Origin of the sequence: Mycobacterium sp. OAS707 (genome assembly GCF_014873705.1) — a bacterium.
Lineage (GTDB): Bacteria > Actinomycetota > Actinomycetes > Mycobacteriales > Mycobacteriaceae > Mycobacterium.
On record NZ_JADBDS010000002.1, the window covers coordinates 1,243,693 to 1,264,451 of the forward strand.

The 20,759-nt window shown below is 64.2% G+C and carries 21 protein-coding genes; 13 read left to right on the forward strand and 8 right to left on the reverse strand.

Going from position 1 to position 20,759, the window contains the following annotated elements:
- Positions 1–59 precede the first annotated feature (59 nt).
- Positions 60–968 carry an enoyl-CoA hydratase gene (locus GGC64_RS16835; RefSeq protein ID WP_192723615.1) on the forward strand — a complete coding sequence of 303 codons (909 nt, stop codon included), beginning with the start codon at positions 60–62 and terminating at the stop codon, positions 966–968.
- 9 nt (positions 969–977) lie between these two features.
- Here GGC64_RS16835 and GGC64_RS16840 read toward each other — a convergent pair whose 3' ends face one another.
- Positions 978–1,997: an acyl-CoA dehydrogenase gene (locus GGC64_RS16840; RefSeq protein WP_192723921.1), complete on the reverse strand. Its 1,020-nt coding sequence runs from the start codon at positions 1,995–1,997 to the stop codon at positions 978–980.
- Positions 1,998–2,101: 104 nt separating this feature from the next.
- Here GGC64_RS16840 and GGC64_RS16845 point away from each other — a divergent pair, with 104 nt between their 5' ends.
- Positions 2,102–3,262 (forward strand): acyl-CoA dehydrogenase family protein, encoded by a 1,161-nt coding sequence (locus GGC64_RS16845; RefSeq protein ID WP_192723616.1) that lies wholly within the window; start codon positions 2,102–2,104, stop codon positions 3,260–3,262.
- Here GGC64_RS16845 and GGC64_RS16850 read toward each other — a convergent pair.
- Positions 3,251–4,045: a TetR/AcrR family transcriptional regulator gene (locus GGC64_RS16850; RefSeq protein WP_192723617.1), complete on the reverse strand. Its 795-nt coding sequence runs from the start codon at positions 4,043–4,045 to the stop codon at positions 3,251–3,253. The two genes, GGC64_RS16845 and GGC64_RS16850, sit on opposite strands and share 12 nt — an antisense overlap.
- 171 nt (positions 4,046–4,216) lie before the next feature.
- On the opposite strand from GGC64_RS16850, the gene GGC64_RS16855 reads away from it, so the two are divergent.
- Entirely contained in the window at positions 4,217–5,404 is a 1,188-nt protein-coding gene (locus tag GGC64_RS16855; RefSeq protein ID WP_192723618.1) for an amidohydrolase family protein, read from the forward strand.
- Between the two features lie 9 nt (positions 5,405–5,413).
- On the opposite strand, the gene GGC64_RS16860 is transcribed toward GGC64_RS16855, so the two are convergent.
- From GGC64_RS16860 to GGC64_RS16875, 4 genes are read right to left on the reverse strand one after another with little or no spacing between them, the layout of a single operon-like run.
- Positions 5,414–6,238 (reverse strand): enoyl-CoA hydratase-related protein, encoded by an 825-nt coding sequence (locus tag GGC64_RS16860; RefSeq protein ID WP_192723619.1) that lies wholly within the window; start codon positions 6,236–6,238, stop codon positions 5,414–5,416.
- A complete protein-coding gene (locus GGC64_RS16865) occupies positions 6,235–7,326 on the reverse strand; it encodes a hydroxyacid dehydrogenase (RefSeq protein WP_192723620.1) in 1,092 nt (363 codons plus the stop codon). Before GGC64_RS16865 ends, GGC64_RS16860 begins: the two co-directional genes overlap by 4 nt.
- Positions 7,323–8,438 (reverse strand): TauD/TfdA family dioxygenase, encoded by a 1,116-nt coding sequence (locus tag GGC64_RS16870; protein WP_192723621.1) that lies wholly within the window; start codon positions 8,436–8,438, stop codon positions 7,323–7,325. Before GGC64_RS16870 ends, GGC64_RS16865 begins: the two co-directional genes overlap by 4 nt.
- Positions 8,439–8,470: 32 nt before the next feature.
- Entirely contained in the window at positions 8,471–9,283 is an 813-nt protein-coding gene (locus tag GGC64_RS16875) for an HpcH/HpaI aldolase/citrate lyase family protein (protein WP_192723622.1), read from the reverse strand.
- Positions 9,284–9,323: 40 nt separating this feature from the next.
- Between GGC64_RS16875 and GGC64_RS16880 the strand changes: the two genes are divergently transcribed.
- Together GGC64_RS16880 and GGC64_RS16885 are read left to right on the forward strand one after the other, a co-directional pair.
- Complete coding sequence (locus tag GGC64_RS16880; protein ID WP_192723623.1) at positions 9,324–10,469, forward strand: acetyl-CoA acetyltransferase; 1,146 nt, start codon at positions 9,324–9,326, stop codon at positions 10,467–10,469.
- On the forward strand, positions 10,469–10,876 hold the full coding sequence (locus GGC64_RS16885) for a Zn-ribbon domain-containing OB-fold protein (protein WP_192723624.1): 408 nt from the start codon (positions 10,469–10,471) through the stop codon (positions 10,874–10,876). The genes GGC64_RS16880 and GGC64_RS16885 overlap by 1 nt, the downstream gene beginning before the upstream one ends.
- On the opposite strand, the gene GGC64_RS16890 is transcribed toward GGC64_RS16885, so the two are convergent.
- Positions 10,877–12,424, reverse strand: a complete 1,548-nt coding sequence (locus GGC64_RS16890; RefSeq protein ID WP_192723625.1) for a class I adenylate-forming enzyme family protein — start codon at positions 12,422–12,424, stop codon at positions 10,877–10,879.
- A gap of 54 nt (positions 12,425–12,478) precedes the next feature.
- Here GGC64_RS16890 and GGC64_RS16895 point away from each other — a divergent pair, with 54 nt between their 5' ends.
- The gene (locus GGC64_RS16895; RefSeq protein WP_192723626.1) at positions 12,479–13,339 is read left to right on the forward strand and encodes an SDR family NAD(P)-dependent oxidoreductase; all 861 of its coding nucleotides are present in this window, start codon (positions 12,479–12,481) and stop codon (positions 13,337–13,339) included.
- On the opposite strand, the gene GGC64_RS16900 is transcribed toward GGC64_RS16895, so the two are convergent.
- The gene (locus GGC64_RS16900; protein ID WP_192723627.1) at positions 13,336–14,151 is read right to left on the reverse strand and encodes an enoyl-CoA hydratase/isomerase family protein; all 816 of its coding nucleotides are present in this window, start codon (positions 14,149–14,151) and stop codon (positions 13,336–13,338) included. The two genes, GGC64_RS16895 and GGC64_RS16900, sit on opposite strands and share 4 nt — an antisense overlap.
- A 52-nt stretch (positions 14,152–14,203) precedes the next feature.
- On the opposite strand from GGC64_RS16900, the gene GGC64_RS16905 reads away from it, so the two are divergent.
- The 7 genes from GGC64_RS16905 to GGC64_RS16935 are packed head-to-tail and all read left to right on the forward strand — an operon-like array spanning position 14,204 to position 20,745.
- On the forward strand, positions 14,204–15,454 hold the full coding sequence (locus GGC64_RS16905) for a hypothetical protein (RefSeq protein WP_192723628.1): 1,251 nt from the start codon (positions 14,204–14,206) through the stop codon (positions 15,452–15,454).
- A gap of 7 nt (positions 15,455–15,461) precedes the next feature.
- A complete protein-coding gene (locus GGC64_RS16910) occupies positions 15,462–16,268 on the forward strand; it encodes an enoyl-CoA hydratase/isomerase family protein (RefSeq protein WP_192723629.1) in 807 nt (268 codons plus the stop codon).
- On the forward strand, positions 16,265–17,509 hold the full coding sequence (locus GGC64_RS16915) for an acyl-CoA dehydrogenase family protein (protein WP_192723630.1): 1,245 nt from the start codon (positions 16,265–16,267) through the stop codon (positions 17,507–17,509). The genes GGC64_RS16910 and GGC64_RS16915 overlap by 4 nt, the downstream gene beginning before the upstream one ends.
- Positions 17,506–18,309 carry an enoyl-CoA hydratase/isomerase family protein gene (locus GGC64_RS16920; RefSeq protein WP_192723631.1) on the forward strand — a complete coding sequence of 268 codons (804 nt, stop codon included), beginning with the start codon at positions 17,506–17,508 and terminating at the stop codon, positions 18,307–18,309. The genes GGC64_RS16915 and GGC64_RS16920 overlap by 4 nt, the downstream gene beginning before the upstream one ends.
- A complete protein-coding gene (locus GGC64_RS16925) occupies positions 18,306–19,106 on the forward strand; it encodes an enoyl-CoA hydratase/isomerase family protein (RefSeq protein WP_192723632.1) in 801 nt (266 codons plus the stop codon). The genes GGC64_RS16920 and GGC64_RS16925 overlap by 4 nt, the downstream gene beginning before the upstream one ends.
- Positions 19,103–20,554 carry a class I adenylate-forming enzyme family protein gene (locus tag GGC64_RS16930; RefSeq protein WP_192723633.1) on the forward strand — a complete coding sequence of 484 codons (1,452 nt, stop codon included), beginning with the start codon at positions 19,103–19,105 and terminating at the stop codon, positions 20,552–20,554. The genes GGC64_RS16925 and GGC64_RS16930 overlap by 4 nt, the downstream gene beginning before the upstream one ends.
- On the forward strand, positions 20,551–20,745 hold the full coding sequence (locus GGC64_RS16935) for a hypothetical protein (protein WP_192723634.1): 195 nt from the start codon (positions 20,551–20,553) through the stop codon (positions 20,743–20,745). Before GGC64_RS16930 ends, GGC64_RS16935 begins: the two co-directional genes overlap by 4 nt.
- The last annotated feature ends 14 nt before the right edge of the window (positions 20,746–20,759 follow it).

The following is a 20,759-nucleotide window of genomic DNA, read 5'->3' on the forward strand; positions in this document are numbered from 1 at the left end:
CATACTTTCTCAGTAATTGATAACACCATTACCGGAGTTAGAGAACCGTGGAGGAGACAATGAGCGATTACGAGTTCCTGAAGTGGGAGTCTTTCGACGACGGCCAGATCGTCCGGATCTCGCTGAACCGGCCAGATCAGCGAAACGCGCAGAATCGCGGAATGCTGGTCGAACTCGACGACGCGTTCACCAGAGCCGAGGCCGACGACACCGTGCGCGTCGTGATCCTTGCGGGTGAGGGGCCGATGTTCTCCTCGGGCCACGACATCGGATCCAAGCAGGCCCGAGCCGAATTCACACCGGGGCCGGACCAGCACCCCACCGCGGCGATCAATGGCGGGACCCGCGAGGGCGCCGAGAAGATCATGCTGCAGGAATGGCACTACTTCTTCCAGAACAACCTTCGCTGGCGCAACCTGCGCAAGATCACCATCGCCCAGGTGCACGGCGATGTGTTCTCGGCGGGCCTCATGCTGATCTGGGCGTGCGACCTGATCGTCGGCAGCGAAGAAGTGCGTTTCGCCGACGTCGTCGGCACGCGGCTGGGCATGTGCGGCATGGAGTACTTCGGTCATCCGTGGGAGTTCGGGCCGCGCCGCACCAAGGAACTGATGCTCACCGGTGACGCGATCGACATCGACGAGGCATACCGCCTCGGCATGGTTAGCAAGGTATTCAAACGCGAGGAACTCGCCGACCGCACATTGGAGATGGCAAGGCGCATCGCCACTGTCCCCACGATGGCGGCGCTGCTGATCAAGGAATCGGTCAACCAGTCCGTCGACAACATGGGCTTCTACAACGCGCTGCAGTCCTGCTTCACGCTGCACCAGCTGAACCACTCGCATTGGGTTGGCGTGCGTGACGACAAGCGTGCGACGGCCGGTGAGGAGCAGGGCGTGCCGAACTGGCGGACGGCTCCTCCAATCGTGCTGTCGGCCAAGAACAAGGTCCGGTCTGACGCCTGACCATGTGGCTCAGCCCGCGACGGCTCCATAACGGGCGTCGGCGACGCGGTCGAGCGCAACGGCGGAATCGCCGAAAACCATGGCCCAGCCACGAACCCGGCGGTAGTACAGCTGGATGTCACCTTCCATGCCGAACCCGTAACCGCCGTGGATGTGCAGACTGCGTTGCGTCGCGTCGCGCGCGGTCTCGTATGCGAAGGCGAACGCCATCGCAGCCAACTCCTTGATCCGCCCGGGTTCGTCGTTGAATGCGCATGCCGCCTCGAACGCCAGCAGTAGCGCGCCGTCGGCAGCTGTGGCGCTGTCCGCCAACGGATGTGACACCGCCTGGAACGATCCGATCAGGGTGCCGAATGCGTGTCGTTGCTTGGCGTACTCGACAGCCAGTTCGACGGCCTTCTTCGCGGCGCCGGAGAGTGCCGCGGCAGTGAGAGCGAGCCACAGGTCGAGTGCATCTGAGAACATGCTGTACGCATCGTCGCCTTCGGCGAGAACCAGGCCGTCATCACCGACGGTGACGTCGGCAAGCGGAAGCGAACCCAGATTCTGGACGCGTTGCCGGTTTTCACCCACCGGCACCGCAATCAGGCGTTCACCGACAAGCGCGACGACGGCGTCGGCGAGCGCCCCGCCGGGCACGAGCGTGAGTACGCCGCCGCGCGCGGATCGCGGCGCGAAGCTGACGAGCTTCTCGCCGCTCAAGATGTCAGTCAGCAGTTCCGCGCCCGCAGGTCCGCAGCGGCCGAGCAACCTGGCTACTACCTGGGCCTCGAGCAGCGGCGCGGAAGCCAACGCTCGACCGTACTGCACCGCGATCAACGCCAAGTCGAGCTCTGATGCACCCCAGCCGCCTGCCGCCTCGTCGACGGCCATCTCGACCGCACCGGTTTCCTGCAGCGCCGTCCACAGCCCGACGTCAAAGCCCGAAGACTCGGCGGCACGCACGCGCTCGGACGTTGACTCTCGCGCATAGATCGCGGCGAACGAGTCGACAAGTTGCCGCTGTTCGGCGGAGAGGCTGAGGTCCACGTTCAGGCCCAATCACGTGCGGATACGGTTACTCTCATAATTGAGAGTAGCATTATCGCGCCTGCGAGCTTGCAGGTCCTCGTGTGACAGATTGGTTCTGATCCATGCACTTTCAGCTCGACAGCGACACCGCGGCGTACCGCGAAGAGGTGCGCGCCCATCTTCGGCGAGTGCTGACTGCCGAGTTCGAGGAGCGGATCTACCGCAGCGGCGTCTCACATGACGACGACTTCGCCCGAGGACTTGTGGACGAGGGATATTTTGCCCCGAGCTGGCCCACCGAATTCGGCGGCCAGAACCGCCGCGGATGGGACGAACAGGTTCTCAGAGAAGAACTCATGTGGGCGGATGCGCCGATGTATCTCTCGGAGACCACTCGAATGGTGGCGTCCATCATCCGCGCGGTCGGCACTCCTGAGCTGAAGGACCGCATCCTCGGCGGTGCGATGAAAGGCGATATCACCATTGCCCTGGGTTTCACCGAGCCCGAATGCGGCTCGGATGTCGCAGCGGCGACTACCAAGGCGGTACGCGAGGGCGACGAATGGGTCATCAACGGCTCCAAGATGTTCACCACCAACGGTCACATCGCCGATTACGTGTTTCTGCTGGCGCGGACCAGTCCGGACAAGCCGAAGCACAAGGGGCTCACCATGTTTCTCGTACCGCTGGATAGCCACGGCTTCGAAGCTCAAGCGGTATGGACGCTTTCGGGAGAGCGGACGAATATCACGTTCTACAGCGACGTGCGCATCGGCGACGAGTGGCGCATCGGCGATGTCGATGCCGGTTGGCAGGTGATGGGTCTGTCGCTTCAGGACGAGCACGCCTCCGGGTGGGGACCGCACATCTCCCGGCTGCTGCATCACGTCGAGCGGTGGGCGGTCTGCACCGAAGCCGATGACGGGTCACCTCAGCTCAGCCGGTCTGACGTACGAAGGCGAATCGCAAGGGTCGCAATGGAAGACGAGGTCGCGCGGCTGCTTTTGCGGCGTTGCGTCTGGATGACCGAGACCGGTCAGACGCCCATCGCGGAGGGACCGATGTCCAAGGTGTTCAGCACCGAAGCACTGGTGCGCGCCAGCCAGGACATCGTGGAACTGGTGGGACCCGACGCGGTGCGCAGCTACTTCGAGCCGACGGCACCGGAGCATGGCCGCTTCGAATACCTCATGCGGTTCTCCTTGGGCACCACCATTTATGCCGGCACAAGTGAAGTGCAGCGCTCCATCATCGCCCAGCGGGGGCTCGGCTTACCCCGTTAGTTTTCTGGGCTTGCGGGTCGTGGTGCGCCGGGGCGTCGCCTTCGCGGGCGCGGACTTGGCCGCCTTGGCCCCGGCTGGTGACGTGAGCGCCTGCTTGCACCACGCCCACAGCTGATCCTCGCTGAGTACTGCGCCCTTGACGCCAAGGTGGAAGACCCCGATCTGGGCGAGGGCGATCAGTGTTGAGTTCAGCAGCGTGGTGAGCTGTGTTGGAGTCAGATCCTTGCGGACCAGGCCGGCGCGGGAGCAGGCCGTGAGGATCTTGGTCAGGAGTTTCTGGTGAGGTTCCCAGATCTTGGCGAAGTCAGCGGGCCGCTCGATCTCCAGGCTCAGGTTGTAGATCGTCATCACTCGACCGCCGATCGCCTCGGATGACTCCGCACGCGAGAGGAATCCACGACAGAAGGCCTCGAGTTGTTCCATCGGACCGTCAGCGGCCGCCACCTCATGGCGGATGGCTTCGATGAACTGACTGGTGGCGTTCTCGTAGAGCGCCAACAACAGTTCTTCCTTGCCGGCGAAATGTTGGTAGAACGCACGCAGGCTCAGATTGGACCGGTCGATCAGCGTCTGGATGGTGAAGTCAGCCCGACCGGACTCCTCGACTAACTCGAGCGCGGTAGCGAGAAACCGAGAGCTGCGGGCCAGCGCACGCGCTCGGGCCTGACTGAGTCGGCGCTCGATCGTTCGTTCCTGCCAACTGGTCGGCATCTCGAGTTCAGCGTCGACGACTTCCAGTTCGGCCTTGGATTCCTGGGCGGCGGTGCGCTTCTTCGCAGTCATGGTGTATTGAGAATACGCGTTCCCCGGCGTTTTCGGCGAACCTACCTACACGTGCATGTTGGACGTCGGTTGCAGGACTGCAGTCCGCGCGCACCCGCAGGCGTCGATGCGCTACCCTGGAAACGGTCATTCTCGCTTGCGGGAATCCATGTTTCGCGAAGGAGCGCTGCGTTGAGCACAGATATCCTCATCGTCTCACCGGACGACCACCTTGTGGAGCCCGCTGATCTGTGGACCAGCCGGCTGCCTGAGCGCTACCGAGAGATCGGGCCGCGGATCGTCCGGCACCGAGGGCGCATGGATCCATCAGTTACTTCCGACGTCGCGTTCGTCGAGGACGACGAGGGCCGCGATGCCGACATCTGGCACTACGAGGATGCGATCATCCCGATTCCGCTCATCAGCGCGGCCGCAGGTTACGAACTCGACGAGCTGACCACTGACCCGATCACCTACGACGAGATGCGCCCCGGCTGCTTCCGTCCGGCAGACCGTCTCGCCGATATGGACATCGCAGGCATCGAGGCCTCCGCGTGCTTTCCCAACACTCTCGTGCGCTTCTGCGGTCAGCGCTTCCTGTACGCCAAGGACAAGGAACTCGCCGAGCTGTGCGTGCAGGCCTACAACGACTTCCAGATCGACGAGTGGGGCGGCAGTTCCAACGGCCGGCTGATCCCGCTCGGCATCATCCCGCTGTGGGACGTCGACCTCGCCGTCAAGGAGGTCGACCGGGTCGCCTCAAAGGGTATGCGCGCCGTGTGCTTCTCCGAGCTGCCTTCGCGCCTCGACCTGCCTTCCATCCACAGCGGCTATTGGGACCCCTTCTTCGCCGCCTGTGAGCGCAACGAGGTCGGCATCATGCTGCACATCGGGTCGAGCTCCTCGCTCACAAAGTCGTCACCTGACTCGCCGCATGTCGTCACCAGTGCACTGATGGCGGTCAATTGCACTATCGCTCTGGTGGATTGGCTGTTCTCTGCCAAGCTGAAGCAATTTCCCGGACTCAAGCTCGCGTTCGCCGAGGCACAGGCCGGCTGGATTCCCTACTACCTGCAGCGTGTCGACGAGGTCTGGGAGGACCGCCGAGCGTGGGGCGGCATCCATCCCCTGCTGACCGAACCGCCAAGCACCCAGGTGCCGGGCCGCGTGTGGTTCTCCACCTTCGGCGACCCGGTCGCTTTCCGCATCCTCGATCTTGTCGGCGAGGACCAGCTCATGTTCGAGACCGACTACCCGCACAATGACACCAACTGGCCACACAGCATGGATGTCGCCAACAAGGCCACCGAAGGTCTGGACGAGGAGACCAAGCGGAAAGTGTTGTCCACCAACGCGAAGAACTTCTTCGGTCTGGCGTAGGGAGCCGGCCTAAAGCGCCTTCCAGTCGGGCTTGCGCTTCTCGAGGAAGGCTCGCGGCCCTTCGATCGCGTCCTTCGTCAATGCCACCTTCATGCGGTAGTTCTCAGCGAGCAGTTCGGCCTCATAGATGGGCAGCGTCAGCCCCTTTCGTACGGCCATACGCGAACCCCGCACTGCCAGTGGCGCATTCGAGTTGACGATCTCGGCGATCTCCCAGGCGCGGTCCATGAGCGTCTCGTGGGCCACTACTTCTGTGAAGACCCCCAAATCGTATGCTCGCTGGGCGTCGAGTTGCTCGTGCTTACCCATCAGGATCAGTCGCATCGCCACGGGCAACGGCAGAATCCGCGCGAGCCTGACGCCTTCGCGCCCTGACGCCACCCCGATGCTGACGTGAGGGTCCATCAACGTTGCACGCTCGGACGCGATGGTGATATCCGCCGTCGTCACGAGGTCCATTCCGGCGCCGCATGCGATGCCGTTGACTGCGCAGATGATCGGCTTGGTCATCTGCAGCCACGGTGGCGTAGCTTCTTGCGGCGCATCCCATTGCCGCATCGAGCTGAGAATCGGCTCGCCCTGGTTGTCGATTCCGGCCGCGTTTTCCATATCGTGGTCAGCAGCCTTGTTGACGTCGGCTCCGACGCACAGCGCGCGACCGGCGCCCGTGACGATCACCGTCCAGATGTCTTGGGAACTCTCGATTTCCGCGTAGGCCACGGCCAGTTCGGCGATCATCTCGTCGTTGATCGCGTTGAGCACCTCGGGCCGGTTGAGGGTGACGCACGCGGTGTGCCCCTTGACCTCGACTTCGATCGTGGCGTATCGCGTCACCGCGCGGGACTCCTCTTCTCCAAAACTGTTGTGGCACTGGGACGGAATCCGAAGATGTCGTAAAATCTATCGCAATACCGGGGCCAGACATCGGGATTGAGCAAGCGCGGGGGCATTTCGCCGGCGAAGATGGTCTGCCACTGCGTGGCGGTGGCCACCGCGATGTCACGGGCGGCCTCGACGGTGATCCCCGCGGTGTGTGGCGTCGCGACCACATTGTCGAGATGCAGCAGCGGGTTGTCATGCCGTGGCGGCTCATCGTGGAACACATCGAGGCCGGCGCCTGCGATGCCTCCGCTGACGAGTTCGTCGAGCAGCGCTGCTTCGTCATGCACGGGTCCGCGCGCGGTCGTGATGAAGAATGCGGTCGGCTTCATCGCCGCGAACTGTGCCCTGCCTATGAGGCCCCTCGTCTCGCTGGTCAGCGGGCAGGTGACCTGGACGAAATCCGACTGCTCGAGTAATTCGGGAAGCGTGACGACCCGCGCGCCAAGGGCTCGCGCAGTGACTTCGTCGACATACGGGTCGAAGGCAAGCACCTGCATGCCGAATGGTGCACACAGTTCGACGAGGCGGCCGCCGATGGCACCGAGTCCGATGACGCCGAGGGTCTTACCCATTAGCTGAGATCCCTTCAGTGCCAAGCGATCCTGCAACGGACCAGACCTCAGTGCCCGATCCGCGACGGTTATCTTCTTGGCCAGGTCCAGCATGAAGCCCAGGGCGTGTTCTGCGACCGCCTCGGCGCCGGGACCGGAGTTGTTGCACACTGCAATGCCCGCACGCGTGCATGCCTCCACATCGATGACGTCATAACCAGCGCCCGCCGAACACACGGCGAGCAGGTTGACGCAGCGCTTCACCAGTGCCGCTCCTGCCAGCCACTGCGCGCCGCTCTCCACGGCTGCCACGTCGGTGCGTGTGGCGACTTGGTATCCGTGTGCAGATTCCAAACTCGTCCAGCCTTGTTCGGCGGGTGCAGTCAGATCGAGCTTCACCACATCGACGTCGGCCACTTCCAGAATGTCGCCGGCGGCGGGGTCGGTCCACCGCTCGTAGACGAGCCTCGGACGTGGGCTGGCGGTCATTTCTTCAGCTTGGGCTTCGCCTGTGCCGCCTTGAACATATCGGCGAGCGCGGCGTCGACATTCTTGTAGTCATTACGCGCGATTGCGCCGTCCCTTCCTGGCACGATGTCGTAACCCAGCCGGAGGTCTTTGTTCTCCATGTGGAAGTACTCGCGACCGATCGGCAACCTGCGGTCTTCACGCGGTACCTCCATCCATGCGCGCAAGAAGCACCGCGCCTTCTTCGGATCGGTACTGCTGACGAAGTCCGAGCGCGAATGGCACATCGCGAAGTTGTTCGCCACTGCCGCCTCACCCGATTCGAGCCGGAACTCGACCTGTTGCTCGACGAGGATGTTGCGCAGCAGCTCGACGGCCTCCTCATGCTTGGGCGTGAACTCTCGGCCGATGGTCTTCATCGCGGGCAGGATGCTGCTGTAGGTGAAGTTGATGCAGATGCGTCCGTCGATCTGCGAAAACACCGGCACGTCGTAGGGCGTGACGTCGGGCTGATCGTCAGGCTGCTCGCTGCGCCGGTGATGCGGAAACCCTTGGTAAAGGACGTCCAGCAGGTCCGGCCTTTCCGCGAGGATTCGGTTGTGCGCCGCAGGTCCGCTGGCGAACTGGCTCTCGCCGCCTTGCGCGGCTGGGTAGACACACAGCAGCGACAGGATGTCAGCGGCGTCGTTGTGCATCGCAAGTTCGGCGCGCGACTTCGTGCCCCTGGCGGGCTGGACGCCATTGGGCAGAATCTCCTCCTGCACGCGCACCATTCGGTGCCCGAACGAATTGTTAGACACCAAATAGCCGAGGTGCGTACAGAACGCCCAATAGATCCGCTCCAGGTCCTCGATCGAGTGCTGTTCGACGGGAAACCCTCGCACGCAGGCAAGTCCCTTGCCGAACATCAGATCCTGATACAACCGGGCTAGATCGTCGTCGAGGTCGGGGTGGCGTGCATCGTCGGGCGTGATGTCGTCGCGATCTTTATTCGACGTCTTCGCGAGGATCGACTCCAGGGCCGCGACGTTGCGGGCCGACAGGTCGAATGCGAAGTCCTCCTTGCTCGTAAAGTCGGCGCCGGTCCACGCCATCGGATCGGCGACTTGTTCGGTGTAGATCGCGGTGGGCATCCGTCCTCCTGTTGCGGTGGCGAGGTTTTCGGCTACTTGTCGAGTTCTCTCAAGGCCCTGGCGCGGGAGGTCGCCGCTTCGGTCATCATCCCGACGTCCGTACCAGCTGAAATGAAACGCAGACCCAATTCTGTGAACCGTTTCAGCAGGTCAACGGACTTGATACCGGCTATCCCCAGCGCCACGCCGTGTGTACGACAAGCCGCCGCGACCGATTCTACTGCATCGCGGAAATGGGCATTCTCATAATCTCCATGGATGCCCATTTCGGCCGTCAGATCACTCGGACCGATGAGCAAGATGTCGATGCCCTCGACTGCTGCGATCGCCTCGCTCGCTTCGACCGCTCGCGGTGTTTCGATCATCACCGCGACCACCGTCTTGCGCTCGAGGACACCGGTCAGCTCGGCGGCCGACAGCGGCCCATAGCCACTGACCGCGTTGGGTCCGGATATCGACCGATGCCCCAGCGGAGGGAACCGGGCCGCATCCACGACTGCCAACGCCTGAGTACGTGAATTCACATGTGGCACAATGACTCCGACTGCACCATTGTCCAAAACACGCGCAATGACACTGGGGTCACCAGACGGCACCCGCACCAGGCCGGAGATCCCCGCTCCGATCGCGCTCGCACACAGCATTGAAGCTGTCTCCAGCGAGGTAGAGGTGTGTTCAAGGTCGACGTAAACGGCGTCGTATCCACATGCCGCCGCGATGGCCGGGACATCCGGTGTGCGTGCATTCATTAGCGCCAGACAGAGCACCAGGCCCTCGCCGCGTAGTGCGTCGCGCAATGATCCCTGCACGAGCTCACGGTAGCCGACTGAGAACGGCGATTCCATCAGTTCGTTAACGCCATTATCAATGTGGTAACCATGACGTATGCCAGCGAACCGGGTCGCTATCGTAGGTGCCGGTCTTTCGGACTGCGGGCGAGTGCCAGACAAGACCGCGATGGCGCTGATGGCTCAATCCGCCCGCCGTGCCATCACCGACGCCGGTTTGACGAAGGACGACATCGATGGTTTCGGCGGCCACGGGAGCCTGCTGCCACCGGTCGAAGTCAGTGAATATCTCGGCCTGCGACCGAATTGGGTCGATGCGACCAACGTCGGCGGATCTTCGTGGGAAGTGATGGCCCGTCGCGCCGCCGACGCGATCGCCGCAGGCGAAATCGACGTTGCTCTGTTGACCTACGGGTCGACGGCGCGCTCCGACGTCAAGCGTCGAAGCCGTGCGTCGGCGGCAACGATGAGCACCGGTGGAGCCATGCAGTACGAGGCCCCGTACGGCGCGACACTCATCGCCAAGTACGCGATGGCCGCCAGACGTCACATGATCGAATACGGCACCACAGTCGATCAACTGGCTGAAGTCGCTGTCGCCGCGCACGAATGGGCAGCCATGAACGACAACGCATTTGAGCGCGACCGCATCACGGTGGCCGACGTGACGGCAGCACCGATGCTGGCCGATCCCTTCACCGCCAAACACGTATGTTTGCGCACCGACGGCGGCGGCGCAGTGGTCTTGGCGAGCGAACGCGTCGCAAAGGACTGCGCCAGGGAGCCCGTGTGGATCCTCGGCGCCGCCGACGCCACGTCTCACGTCAGCATGAGCGAGTGGGCCGACTTCACCACCTCCGCCGCAGCAGTCTCCGGGCCTCGAGCGTTCGCGCAGGCGGGTGTCAGCCCTGTAGACATCGACGTGTGTCAGTTGTATGACTCGTTCACCTCCACGGTGCTGCTCACGGTTGAGGATCTGGGATTCTGCGCCAAGGGCGAAGGCGGGCCGTTCATCGAATCAGGCGCCCTGCGGCCCGGCGGAGCCTTACCGACCAACACCGACGGCGGCGGCCTCGCCTCGTGCCATCCAGGTATGCGGGGAATGTTCCTGATGGTCGAGGCCGTCAGGCAGCTTCGCGGGGAATGCGGGCCAAGGCAGGTGGACGACGCGCGGCTGGCCTGCGTGCACGGGATGGGCGGCTTCTTCACCCACAGCGCCACGATGATTCTCGGGAGGCATTGATGGCGAGCCCCGATAGGCCGATCGTCGACACTGACAGCGAATCCTGGTGGGCCGCTGTGCAGGATCGCCGACTGATGCTCAATCTCTGCACTGCATGCGGGCGCAATTCGTTGTATGTGCGGCCATTCTGTCCGCACTGCTGGAGCGAAGACGTCACGTTGACGCCTGCCAGCGGACGCGCCCGCCTCTACACGTGGAGCGTCGTTCACCAGAACGCCGCTCCCTTCGACGCCCACACGCCCTACGTGGTCGCGATGGTTGATCTTCTCGAGGGACCGCGGCTGATGACGGTCATCGAGGACTGCCCTTTCGAAAAGCTGCGCCCAGACATGGGACTCGCGATCGCCTTCCGCGAAGACGACGACGGCTTCGTCGTTCCCATCTTCCGGCCGGCAGGCGAGGACTGATCAGGCGAGGCGGTCGGCGAGCGCCCGCGGTCGTCCGGCAGAGCGAGCATCGAGCTTGTTGCGTTCCACCTTGCCGTTGGCGTTGAGCGGCAGCGGTTCATTCCAGAAGACGAGTTCTTCGGGCAGCTTGTATTTGGGCAGTCCCGCCGTCACGAGCGCGTCGGTGACGTCGGACAGCGTCAGCTCGACATCGGCGTCGAGCACCATCGCCACCGCCAACCGCTCGCCGGTGGTGGGGTCGGCGACCGAATACGCCGCGGCGTCGCGCACTCCGGCGATCCGCGTGACAGCCTCTTCGACTTCCGCCGCGGGGATCTTCAGACCATTACGGATCACGATGTCCTTGATGCGCCCGACGACCCGGACCCGGCCCTTGGAAATCTCGGCGACATCGCCGGTGCGAAACCACTCGCCGTCGAACGCTGCGGCGTCGTCATCTGCGTCGGTATACCCGAGGAAAGCGTGCGGACCACGGATGCAGCATTCGCTCGGATCGCCGGCCGACCCCACTCGCACGTCCACATCGTCGAGCGCAACCCCGTCGTCGGCATGACGCACCGCTCTTGGCTCGGCGCGCAATCCTGAGGTGCTCACCGGCACCTCGGATGACCCGTAGGCGCGCATGACGATGATGCCGAAGTCATCTTCGATGCGCTCGACGATGCGGCGGTCGAGCATCGTCCCGCCGAGATAGACGGCACGCAAGGGGATCTCGTCGCCGCGCGCGACTGCCTCGTCTAGCAGCCGCTCCAGCAGCCGGTCGGGTCCGCCGTACCATGTGGCACCGGACGACACGAGCAATTCGCTCGTGCCGGCCGGATCCCAGCGATCCTCGAGGATCACCGGCGCGATCAGCATCGGGCCGATGAACACCGCCTGCAGCACACCCGTCACCGACCCCAGCGGGCTGATCAGAAAGATCCGATCGTCGTCGGTCAGCCCCGCCGCGGCGATGTAGTTGGCCGAAGATTTGATCAGCGTGCTGAGCGAGTGGATCACGCCTTTGGGCGCCGAGGTGGTGCCCGATGTGTACAACACGAAACAGGGTTCGTCGGCGCCGCGCCGCGCCCGGTGCGATGTACCCGAGGTCCCGTCCGGCCCTATCCACATACACCGCCCCGACAGCTCGGATACCTGCGGCCAGTTCGGTGCCGTGCCAATGGCGGCGCCCGTGCGAGCCAGAATGTCGCCCACCTGCGCCGAGCCCGCGCTGCGCGGCACCAGCAGCACCACGGCATCCCGGCGCAAAGCTGCGTGGACCGCGATGACCGAATCCACATCGTTTCCGACCACGACGACGATCGGGGTTTCCGCATCGACGCCCGCCTGTGCCATGCCCTCGCACGCAGCGTCGACGCGTCGGTCCAGCTCGGCGTACGTGAGCTCACCGGTCCTGTCGATCAACGCGAGACGCTCACCAGCCCGCTCGGCGGCCGAGCGCACGACGTCGACGGGCTCATGGGTCCACAAGCCGGCGGACCGGTAGGCGTCCCTGCGCGCGACAGCGCGCTGCCGGGCCTGTCTCAGCAGGTCAGTCGGTCCGCTCATCCGTCCTCCGATGCAAATGATCGTTCTCTTTTAGGCAAATGTAGCCTCTCACCCATGGGTGCAATGACTTTCGATGATCAGGTAGCCATCGTCACTGGTGCTGGCGGTGGCCTAGGACGCTGTCATGCGCTGGAACTCGCGCGTCGGGGTGCCCGCGTAGTGGTCAACGACCTTGGCAGTGCTGTTGACGGCAGCGGCGGATCGATGTCAGCGGCCCAGCGCGTAGTCGACGAGATCACCGCCGCAGGAGGAACTGCGATCGTCAGCGGCGACTCGGTCGCCACCGAAAGCGGAGGGGCGGCGATCGTCTCAGCAGCGAAAGACGCGTTCGGACGCGTCGACATCCTGGTGAACAACGCCGGCATCCTGCGTGACGCGGCGTTCAAGAACATGACCGCCGAGCAGTTCGACGCCGTCATCGCCGTGCACCTCGCGGGGACATTCAACGTGACCCGCGCGGCGTGGCCGGTGATGCGCGAGCAGAACTACGGCCGGATCATCCACACTAGCTCGGGCACAGGGCTTTTCGGCAATTTCGGGCAGGCCAACTACGGTGCGGCGAAGATGGGCGTGGTCGGCATGATGCATGTGCTCGCCATCGAGGGTGCACGCAACGGTATCGCCATCAACGCGATCGCACCCATCGCCCGCACCCGCATGACAGAGACCATCATGGGTGAGGCCGGCAGGGCAATGGACCCTGAGCTCGTCACCCCCGTGGTCATCTACCTTTCTCACCGCAGCTGTGACCGCACTGCGCACATCTACTCGGTGGGCGGCGGGAAGGTGTCGCGGGTTTTCATCGGACAGACCAAGGGCATCGAGGATGTCGAACTCACCGCCGAGTCGGTGGCCGAGTCGATCGATCAGATCGATGACAGTTCCACGTTCACCATCAGGGGTGGGCCCAGCTAAAAACCCTGGAAACGCGGCTTGCGGCGCTCAGCGAAGGACCGCAGCCCCTCCTGCAGGTCGTCGGTGCGAGAAACCACCTCTGCAGCCCAGGCCTCCTGTTCGAACGCGCGGTCGCGGCCGGACTCCGACGACACCGAAAGCAGTCGCTTCGTCAACGCGAGCATCACCGTGGGCCCCCCTGCCAACCGGACCGCGATCTCGTCGGCCATGGCGTCGACCTGCTCCGGGGCGGCGAGCCGGTTGACCAGGCCGAGACGCTCGCAGGTCATCGCGTCCACCGGCTCGCCGAGCATCAGCAGTTCGGCCGCCTTGCGTAGGCCCACGATCCTCGTCAGTAGGTGGATCGCGCCCGAGTCGGGCAGGATCCCGCGGTGCACGAAAGCCTCGACAAGCGTTGCCTGCGTGGACATGACGACCAGATCGCATGCCATCACCAGACTTGCGCCCGCGCCGACTGCCGTCCCGGTCACGGCGGCGACGACCGGTTTGTCGCAGTCCAGGACGGAGCTGACCAAACGCTGCCAGCCGTGCTGCAGCATTCGGGCGATGTCGCCGGGACGCTTGTCGCGAACCGGTTGCGCGTCGGCAGGTTGCGAACCCAGCCCGGCGCCGGCGCAGAAGTGCCGTGTTCCTGCCGCCGACAGCAGCACCGCGCGGACTTCAGGATTACTGTCGGCTTGCACGAAGGCTTCGGTCAATGCGTCACGTGCCAAGGGTGACAACGAGTTTCCGACGTCGGGGCGATCAATGAGTATCCGTTGAACACCATCGTCGCCGACCGTGACAACGATGCCTGGTACTTCTTCTGTCATCTGTTCATCCCTGCGTTAACGGCGTTTCCGCTTTTCGGGTATCTTAATTTCCATGTCGGATCCGGGTCAGATAACCGACGAAGGGCTGGGCAGACTTCGAGCCAGCATCGGCATCGCCGTCCCGCACACCCAGTCGCCGCACTACCTTCGGCCCAACGAGGACACGTTCCGCCATGTTGCTGAGAGTTACGGCGACGCCAACCCCTTGTGGGCAGATCCGGAATACGCCGCCAAATCCGTATGGGCCGAATCGATCGCACCACCCGCGCTGGTCGGGGGGGACACGTTGATCGGCGAGGATGAGGTCACCGAACTATCCGATGAAGATCGCGCATTGACCAAAGGCGATCCGCTGCGCGGCGTTCATGCGTTCTACGCATCGTCCGCACGGGAGTGGTGGGCTCCCCTGCGGGCCAATCACCGGGTGTTCCGACGCAATGCTCTGGTCGCCGCACTCGACAAGAGCAGCGAGTTCGCGGGCCGAGCCATTCACGAGTGGTCAGCCCAGGTGTTCCGGGACGACGAGGGCACCATCCTCGGCGGCCAATACCGCAACATGATCCGTACCGAGCGCAGCAAGGCGCGGGGACGCAAGAAGTACGAGTCGGTCGAGCTAAAGAATTGGCCGCCCGACGAGATCGCCGAGATCGACGAGCGTTATGCCCGTGAGACGCCGCGCGGCGCCCAGCCACGCTGGTGGGAAGACGTCAATGAGGGTGACGCGATCGGGGCGCTGACCAAAGGTCCGCTGACTGTCACCGACATGGTGTGCTGGCACGTCGGCATGGGCACCGGCATGTACGGTGTGCGGCCATTGCGGCTCGCATGGCGCAACCGGCAACGCATCCCCCGGTTTTACACACCGAACGAACATGGCGTGCCCGATGTGCAGCAGCGCGTGCACTGGGACCCGATCGCCGCTCAGAATGCGGGCAACCCAACGACTTTCGACTACGGCCGGATGCGCGAGACGTGGCTGATTCACCTGTGCACGGACTGGATGGGTGACGACGCCTGGCTGTGGAAGCTCGACTGCGAGTTCCGGCTGTTCAACTACGTCGGTGATCTGCACACCATCACCGGCACGGTGGTGCGCAAATACCTCGCCGACGGCGACCGTCCGGCCGTCGACCTCGAACTCGCGGCGACCAATCACCGCGGCGAGGTCACCGCGCCGGGGCACGCCACCATCCTGCTGCCCAGCCGTGACCGCGGACCTGTGCGGTTACCCGATCCGCCGGGCGGGGCGACGAACTTGACCGACCTGCTCACTGCCGTTTCCGCCGAGTTCGCCGAACGCTGAGCCGACGATGAGCTACTCGAGCGTTCCCGGGCTTCGGGCAGAACAGCAGGGTCCGGTGCTGTGTCTGACCCTGGATCGCGCCGACCGCCGCAATGCCGTCAACGACGTGATGCTCGACGCGATGATCGAACACCTCGCCGCGGCGGGCACCGATGAAGCGGTCAGGGTCATCCGCATCGACGCTGACGGTCCCGACTTCTGCGCCGGTTCCGACCTCGTCGCCAACAACGCCAGGTCAGAGCGCAAACCACGAGTCGGCAGCATCCAGCGTCGGCTGCCAAACAAGGCGAACCGGCTCATCCCGTTGATGCTCGAGACTCAAGTGCCGATCGTCGCGGTGGTCCGCGGATGGGCGGCCGGCCTGGGCTTCCACATCGCGTTGTCGTCCGACTTCTGCATCGCCGCCGAGGACGCCCGATTCTGGGAGCCGTTCCTGGCGCGCGGTTTCACGCCGGATAGTGGGGCGGCTTGGCTCCTACCCCGCCTGATTGGCATGGTGCGCACCAGACAGCTGCTGATGCTCGGCGAAGAGATCTCCGGGACCACCGCCGCAGAATGGGGCATCATCCACGGCACCGCCGTCGCTGACCAATTGGATTTAGTCGCAAGCAAACTCGTCACCACACTCAGCGAGGCACCCACCGTCGCCCTCGGACTCACCAAGTGGCTGCTGCACAGCGGTCACGGGCTCGACCTCGACCGCCATCTTCAGAATGAGGCGTTGGCACTCGAACTCTCCAGCCGCAGTGACGATTTCAAAGAGGGCCTGGCAGCCTTCCGCGACAAGCGCGACGCGAAGTTTCAGGGCCGATGACGCTTTCCATCACCGCCGACACCTCCGCCGCCGACGCTGTCGACGCTGTACGCGAGTGGGTCGAGGAAGCGGTCCCGGTCGCCTGGCGTTCAGCCGCCGCCGAAGGACCTGCCGCACTACGAGCCGTACGCAGTCCAACCGACTACCGCGACTGGTACCCGGTATTCGCAGATTCGGGGTTGGTTGCGCCGACGTGGCTTCCCGAGCACGGCGGCCTTGGCATCGGAAACGACGTGGCGCGCGCCATTGACCAGGTGCTCACACCACTACGCCTGACACGGCTGAACCCGTTGGGGCTCAATAACACAGCCGCGGCCCTGTTCAGCCACGGAACAGAAGAGCAGCGTCTCCGCTTCCTTCCGCGCATCGTCCGCAACGACGAGAAGTGGTGTCAGCTCTTCAGCGAGCCCGGGGCTGGCAGCGATCTCGCATCGCTGGCAACCAGGGCGGTGCGCGACGGCGATCAATGGGTGATCTCCGGCCAGAAAGCCTGGACCACGTGGGCCGATGAGGCCGACTTCGCGATCCTGCTCGCTCGCACCGATCCCGAGCAGCCGAAGCACAAGGGCATCACATACTTCCTGCTCGACATGCATCAGCCCGGCGTCGAGGTGCGGCCGCTTCGCCAGATCACGGGTGAAGCGGAATTCAACGAGGTGTTTCTCGACGGCGCCCGGGTACCCGACGCGCATCGTGTCGGAGACATCAATGACGGTTGGCGGGTCAGCGCGTCGACGTTGTCCAGCGAGCGGCAGATGGTCTCGGGTTCAGGGTCGGGCGGCATGGGCCGCCTCGGTGGCTCGAGCGCAGAGCGCCTGATCTCCCTGGCCCGGGAAACGGGACGGTGGGACGACCCAGTCGTGCGGGCCAAAATCATGCGCCTGTGGGCTCAGGAGCAGATCCGTGGCTGGACCAACGCGCGTGTGCGCGCAGCGCTTTCGGCCGGCCAATCCCCCGGTGCCGCATCATCGATCGGAAAGGTGCATCAGGCCACGCTCAATCAGCAGATTCAGGATTTGATGGTTGACCTGTTGGGTACGACCGCGGTCGCGTGGCCCGCCACTGAAGATCCAGACGCGTTGCCGCGCGAGGTGCAGGGCATGATGCGCAGCTTGGCCAACGCCACCGAGGGCGGCACGACCGACATCAACAAGAACATTCTCGGCGAGCGGGTGCTCGGCCTACCCAAGGAACCCGACCCGTGGAAAGGCAAGCCTTGGAAGGACATTCCACGCTCGTGACCGGCTACGAGCGCCTGATCGTCGAAAGGTCCGACGGCGTCGGGTGGCTGATTCTGGACCGGCCGGACGCAGGCAACGCGTTTGATGCGCTGATGCTCGACGAACTCGAAGCGGCATGGGGCCAACTTGACGCCGACCCTGAGGTCCGCGTGATCGTGAACACCGCCAACGGCAAGGCGTTCTGCACCGGGATGGACGTGGTGCAGATCGCGCGCGACAAGGCGGCGATGCGACGGCACTCACGCCGGACTCGGGATGCGGAACTGAAGATCTCGTCGTGGCATTGCGAAGTCTGGAAGCCGGTGATCGCGGCGGTCAACGGGGTGTGTGCCGGCGGTGGTCTGCACCTCGTCGCGGACGCCGACATAGTGATCGCGGCCGAGGAGGCTTCCTTCGTCGACCCGCACGTTTCGGTGGGGCAGGCCGTCGCATACGAGGCGATCACGCTGCTTCGCAAGTCGCCGATGGAGGCGATCACCCGAATGGCGCTGAGCGGCAAGGGCCAACGAATCTCAGCGCGGCGCGCATACGAGTTGGGCATCGTCTCCGACGTCGTATCGGCCGATCGCCTCCGCGCGGCGGCCGGACACCTTGCGGCCGCCGTCGCCACCAACTCGCCCACCGCGATGCGCGCGACCAAGAAAGCATTGTGGCATTCCCTGGAGGTTGGTCTGTCGTCAGCCAGAGATAGTGCGGCCGAGGATATCTGGCGGTTGCGCAACCATCCCGATCATGCCGAAGGTGTTCAGGCTTGGCGCGAGAAGCGCCCGGCCAGTTGGCAGCCGCTGGAGGTGTCATGACGTATCAGAGGCTGATCGTCGAGCGGCGCGGCCCCGTGGGCTGGATCATCAACAACCGGCCCGAGCGACTCAACGCGTACGACGCGGTTATGCGCGAGGAGTTCGGAAAGGCGTGGACGGAATTGGACACCGACCCCGACGTGCGCGTCATCGTTCACACCGGCAACGGAAGGGCGTTTCAGGTGGGCGCCGACGTCGACGATCTCGACGGCGAGGCGGTGCAACAGTTTCAAGAGACGATGCGCACGCTGGACCTCAAGCTGACGGCCTGGCACTGCAATGTGGGTAAGCCTGTCATCACCGCTGTCAACGGAGTGTGCGCAGGTGGTGGACTGCACTGGATCGCCGACGCCGACATCGTCATTGCGTCGTCGGACGCCAGTTTCGTCGACCCGCACGTCTCCATCGGCCAGGTCAGCGCGCTGGAAACCATCGCGCTGATGCGAAAGATGCCCGCCGAGGCGGTATTACGGATGGCGCTCGTAGGCAGTCATGAACGTCTCAGCGCTCAGCGCGCCTACGAGCTCGGCATGATCAGCCAGATCGTTGACCCACCCGACAAGCTGCGCGACGTCGCGCAAGAGCTGGCCGAGAGGATTGCCAAGAACTCCCCGGCAGCGATGCGCGCGACCAAGCGCGCATTGTGGGGAGCACTCGAGTTCGGCCTGACCGATGCGTGCCGGGTGGGCGCCAAGCATTTGACCTCCATGTGGGGCCATCCCGACCAGGACGAGGGGCCGAAGGCGTTCGCCGACAAGCGGACTCCCGATTGGCAGCCGCTGGAGGCGGAGCCATGAGTCTCGCCGAGCTGCTCACCGATCTGCCCGACACGGCGGTGCATACATTGGTCGACGATGTCTCGCGCGAAGATCTGGTCGCTAGCGCGAATCGACTGAGTTCCATGCTCACCGATGCTGGGCTGGCGACCGGACAGGTGGTCGCGGCGATGCTGCCCAACGATGCCACCACGGTGGCCGCGCTGTTCGGGACATGGCGCGCGGGCGGCGTTTACACGGCGCTCAATCCAAGAGCCGCCGATGCGGAATTGGCTTCTCAACTTGCCACCCTGCGGCCGGTCGCCATCATCACGACACCCGACCTTGCGCAGCGGTTCTCGGAGTTCAGCCTGCCCGTCGTGTCGGGTGCCGAACTGAAGTGGTCCCTCATGCAGTCCTCCACGCAAGCGGAGGACTCGCGGCAGTACGACCCCGACGTGGCCCTTTTGCAATTCACCTCGGGTACCACGGGACCGCCGAAACCGGTGCCACTTCGGCATGCCACGGTGCTGGATTTGATCGACCGGCTGCTGGCCAAGCTCCGCGGCGCCAAACCTGGCGCGGCTCAGCCGAACCGCGCACCGATGCCCAATCTGGTCCCTCTCTCGTTGTCCTTATGGGCAGGCATCTACCAGGTGCTGTTCGCGTTCCGCGCGGGCTCCGGAGTCGTATTGATGGATCGGTTCTCACCGGCGGACTTCGCCGTGCTCGTCAAGCGACACCAATTGCGGTCCACGGTGTTGCCGCCCGCCGCGTTGACGATGGTCCTGCACGACGAGTCCGTCACAGACTTGTCGCCGCTGAAAATCGTCCGGTCGATCACCGCACCGCTGTCCCCTGTGCAAGCCGGCCGCTTCCGCGACAAGTTCGGCGTCATCGTGCTCAACTCTTACGGCCAAACGGAACTCGGCGGTGAGGTCGTCGGATGGTCAGCCGCCGATGCGCGTGAGTGGGGCGAGACCAAGCTGGGTTCTGTCGGGCGGCCGCTGCCTGGCATCGATGTCACGATCGCTGACGACGAGGTAATGGTTCGCACTCCGACGACGGCTGCCCGCAAGATCGACCCGGCTTTCCTCGACAGGCTCACCGTTGACGGCTGGTTCCACACGGGCGACCTCGGCTGGTTCGACGACGACGGGTTCCTGTGGCTGGACGGCCGGGTGTCGGACATGATCAACCGCGGCGGGCTGAAGGTGTTTCCGGGCACAGTGGAAGACGTCCTGCTCGCCGCCGACGGTGTCCGCGAGGCGGCGGTGGTGGGGATACCCGACGAGCGCCTTGGCGAGGTGCCATGGGCATTCGTTGCCCGTCAGTCCGACAAGCCATCCGAAAGCGATCTGATTGCGTGGTGCCGTGAGCACCTCACGCCATACCGCGTGCCCGTGCGAGTGATATTCGTCGACCAATTGCCGCGCAATGACGTCGGCAAGGTCGTCAAACGTGAACTCGTCACAATGGCCGACGCATGATCATTGTCGTCGGCCCCGGGGAAACGCTGTCGCGGGCGCTGGCCGATACGTTCGGCGATGTCGCTGTCATCGATGGCGACGCTGCGGTCGACGAGATCCTGTGGCACTGGTCAGACCCTCGGCGTCGACGGCGGGCATTTCATGAATCTGTGAACCCGGTGTCCGGTGGATACCGCCGTTTGCTATGTTGAGAATCAACATTCTC

Bases quoted from the DNA above. Each gene is read 5' to 3' on its own strand.
- GGC64_RS16885 (WP_192723624.1), top strand. From the start codon at position 10,469: ATGGCGAGCCCCGATAGGCCGATCGTCGACACTGACAGCGAATCCTGG.
- GGC64_RS16935 (WP_192723634.1), top strand. From the start codon at position 20,551: ATGATCATTGTCGTCGGCCCCGGGGAAACGCTGTCGCGGGCGCTGGCC.
- GGC64_RS16930 (WP_192723633.1), top strand. From the start codon at position 19,103: ATGAGTCTCGCCGAGCTGCTCACCGATCTGCCCGACACGGCGGTGCAT.
- GGC64_RS16870 (WP_192723621.1), bottom strand. From the start codon at position 8,438: ATGCCCACCGCGATCTACACCGAACAAGTCGCCGATCCGATGGCGTGG.
- GGC64_RS16915 (WP_192723630.1), top strand. From the start codon at position 16,265: ATGACGCTTTCCATCACCGCCGACACCTCCGCCGCCGACGCTGTCGAC.
- GGC64_RS16880 (WP_192723623.1), top strand. From the start codon at position 9,324: ATGCCAGCGAACCGGGTCGCTATCGTAGGTGCCGGTCTTTCGGACTGC.
- GGC64_RS16900 (WP_192723627.1), bottom strand. From the start codon at position 14,151: ATGACAGAAGAAGTACCAGGCATCGTTGTCACGGTCGGCGACGATGGT.
- GGC64_RS16895 (WP_192723626.1), top strand. From the start codon at position 12,479: ATGGGTGCAATGACTTTCGATGATCAGGTAGCCATCGTCACTGGTGCT.
- GGC64_RS16890 (WP_192723625.1), bottom strand. From the start codon at position 12,424: ATGAGCGGACCGACTGACCTGCTGAGACAGGCCCGGCAGCGCGCTGTC.
- GGC64_RS16865 (WP_192723620.1), bottom strand. From the start codon at position 7,326: ATGACCGCCAGCCCACGTCCGAGGCTCGTCTACGAGCGGTGGACCGAC.
- GGC64_RS16850 (WP_192723617.1), bottom strand. From the start codon at position 4,045: ATGACTGCGAAGAAGCGCACCGCCGCCCAGGAATCCAAGGCCGAACTG.
- GGC64_RS16925 (WP_192723632.1), top strand. From the start codon at position 18,306: ATGACGTATCAGAGGCTGATCGTCGAGCGGCGCGGCCCCGTGGGCTGG.
- GGC64_RS16835 (WP_192723615.1), top strand. From the start codon at position 60: ATGAGCGATTACGAGTTCCTGAAGTGGGAGTCTTTCGACGACGGCCAG.
- GGC64_RS16905 (WP_192723628.1), top strand. From the start codon at position 14,204: ATGTCGGATCCGGGTCAGATAACCGACGAAGGGCTGGGCAGACTTCGA.
- GGC64_RS16875 (WP_192723622.1), bottom strand. From the start codon at position 9,283: ATGGAATCGCCGTTCTCAGTCGGCTACCGTGAGCTCGTGCAGGGATCA.
- GGC64_RS16845 (WP_192723616.1), top strand. From the start codon at position 2,102: ATGCACTTTCAGCTCGACAGCGACACCGCGGCGTACCGCGAAGAGGTG.
- GGC64_RS16910 (WP_192723629.1), top strand. From the start codon at position 15,462: ATGAGCTACTCGAGCGTTCCCGGGCTTCGGGCAGAACAGCAGGGTCCG.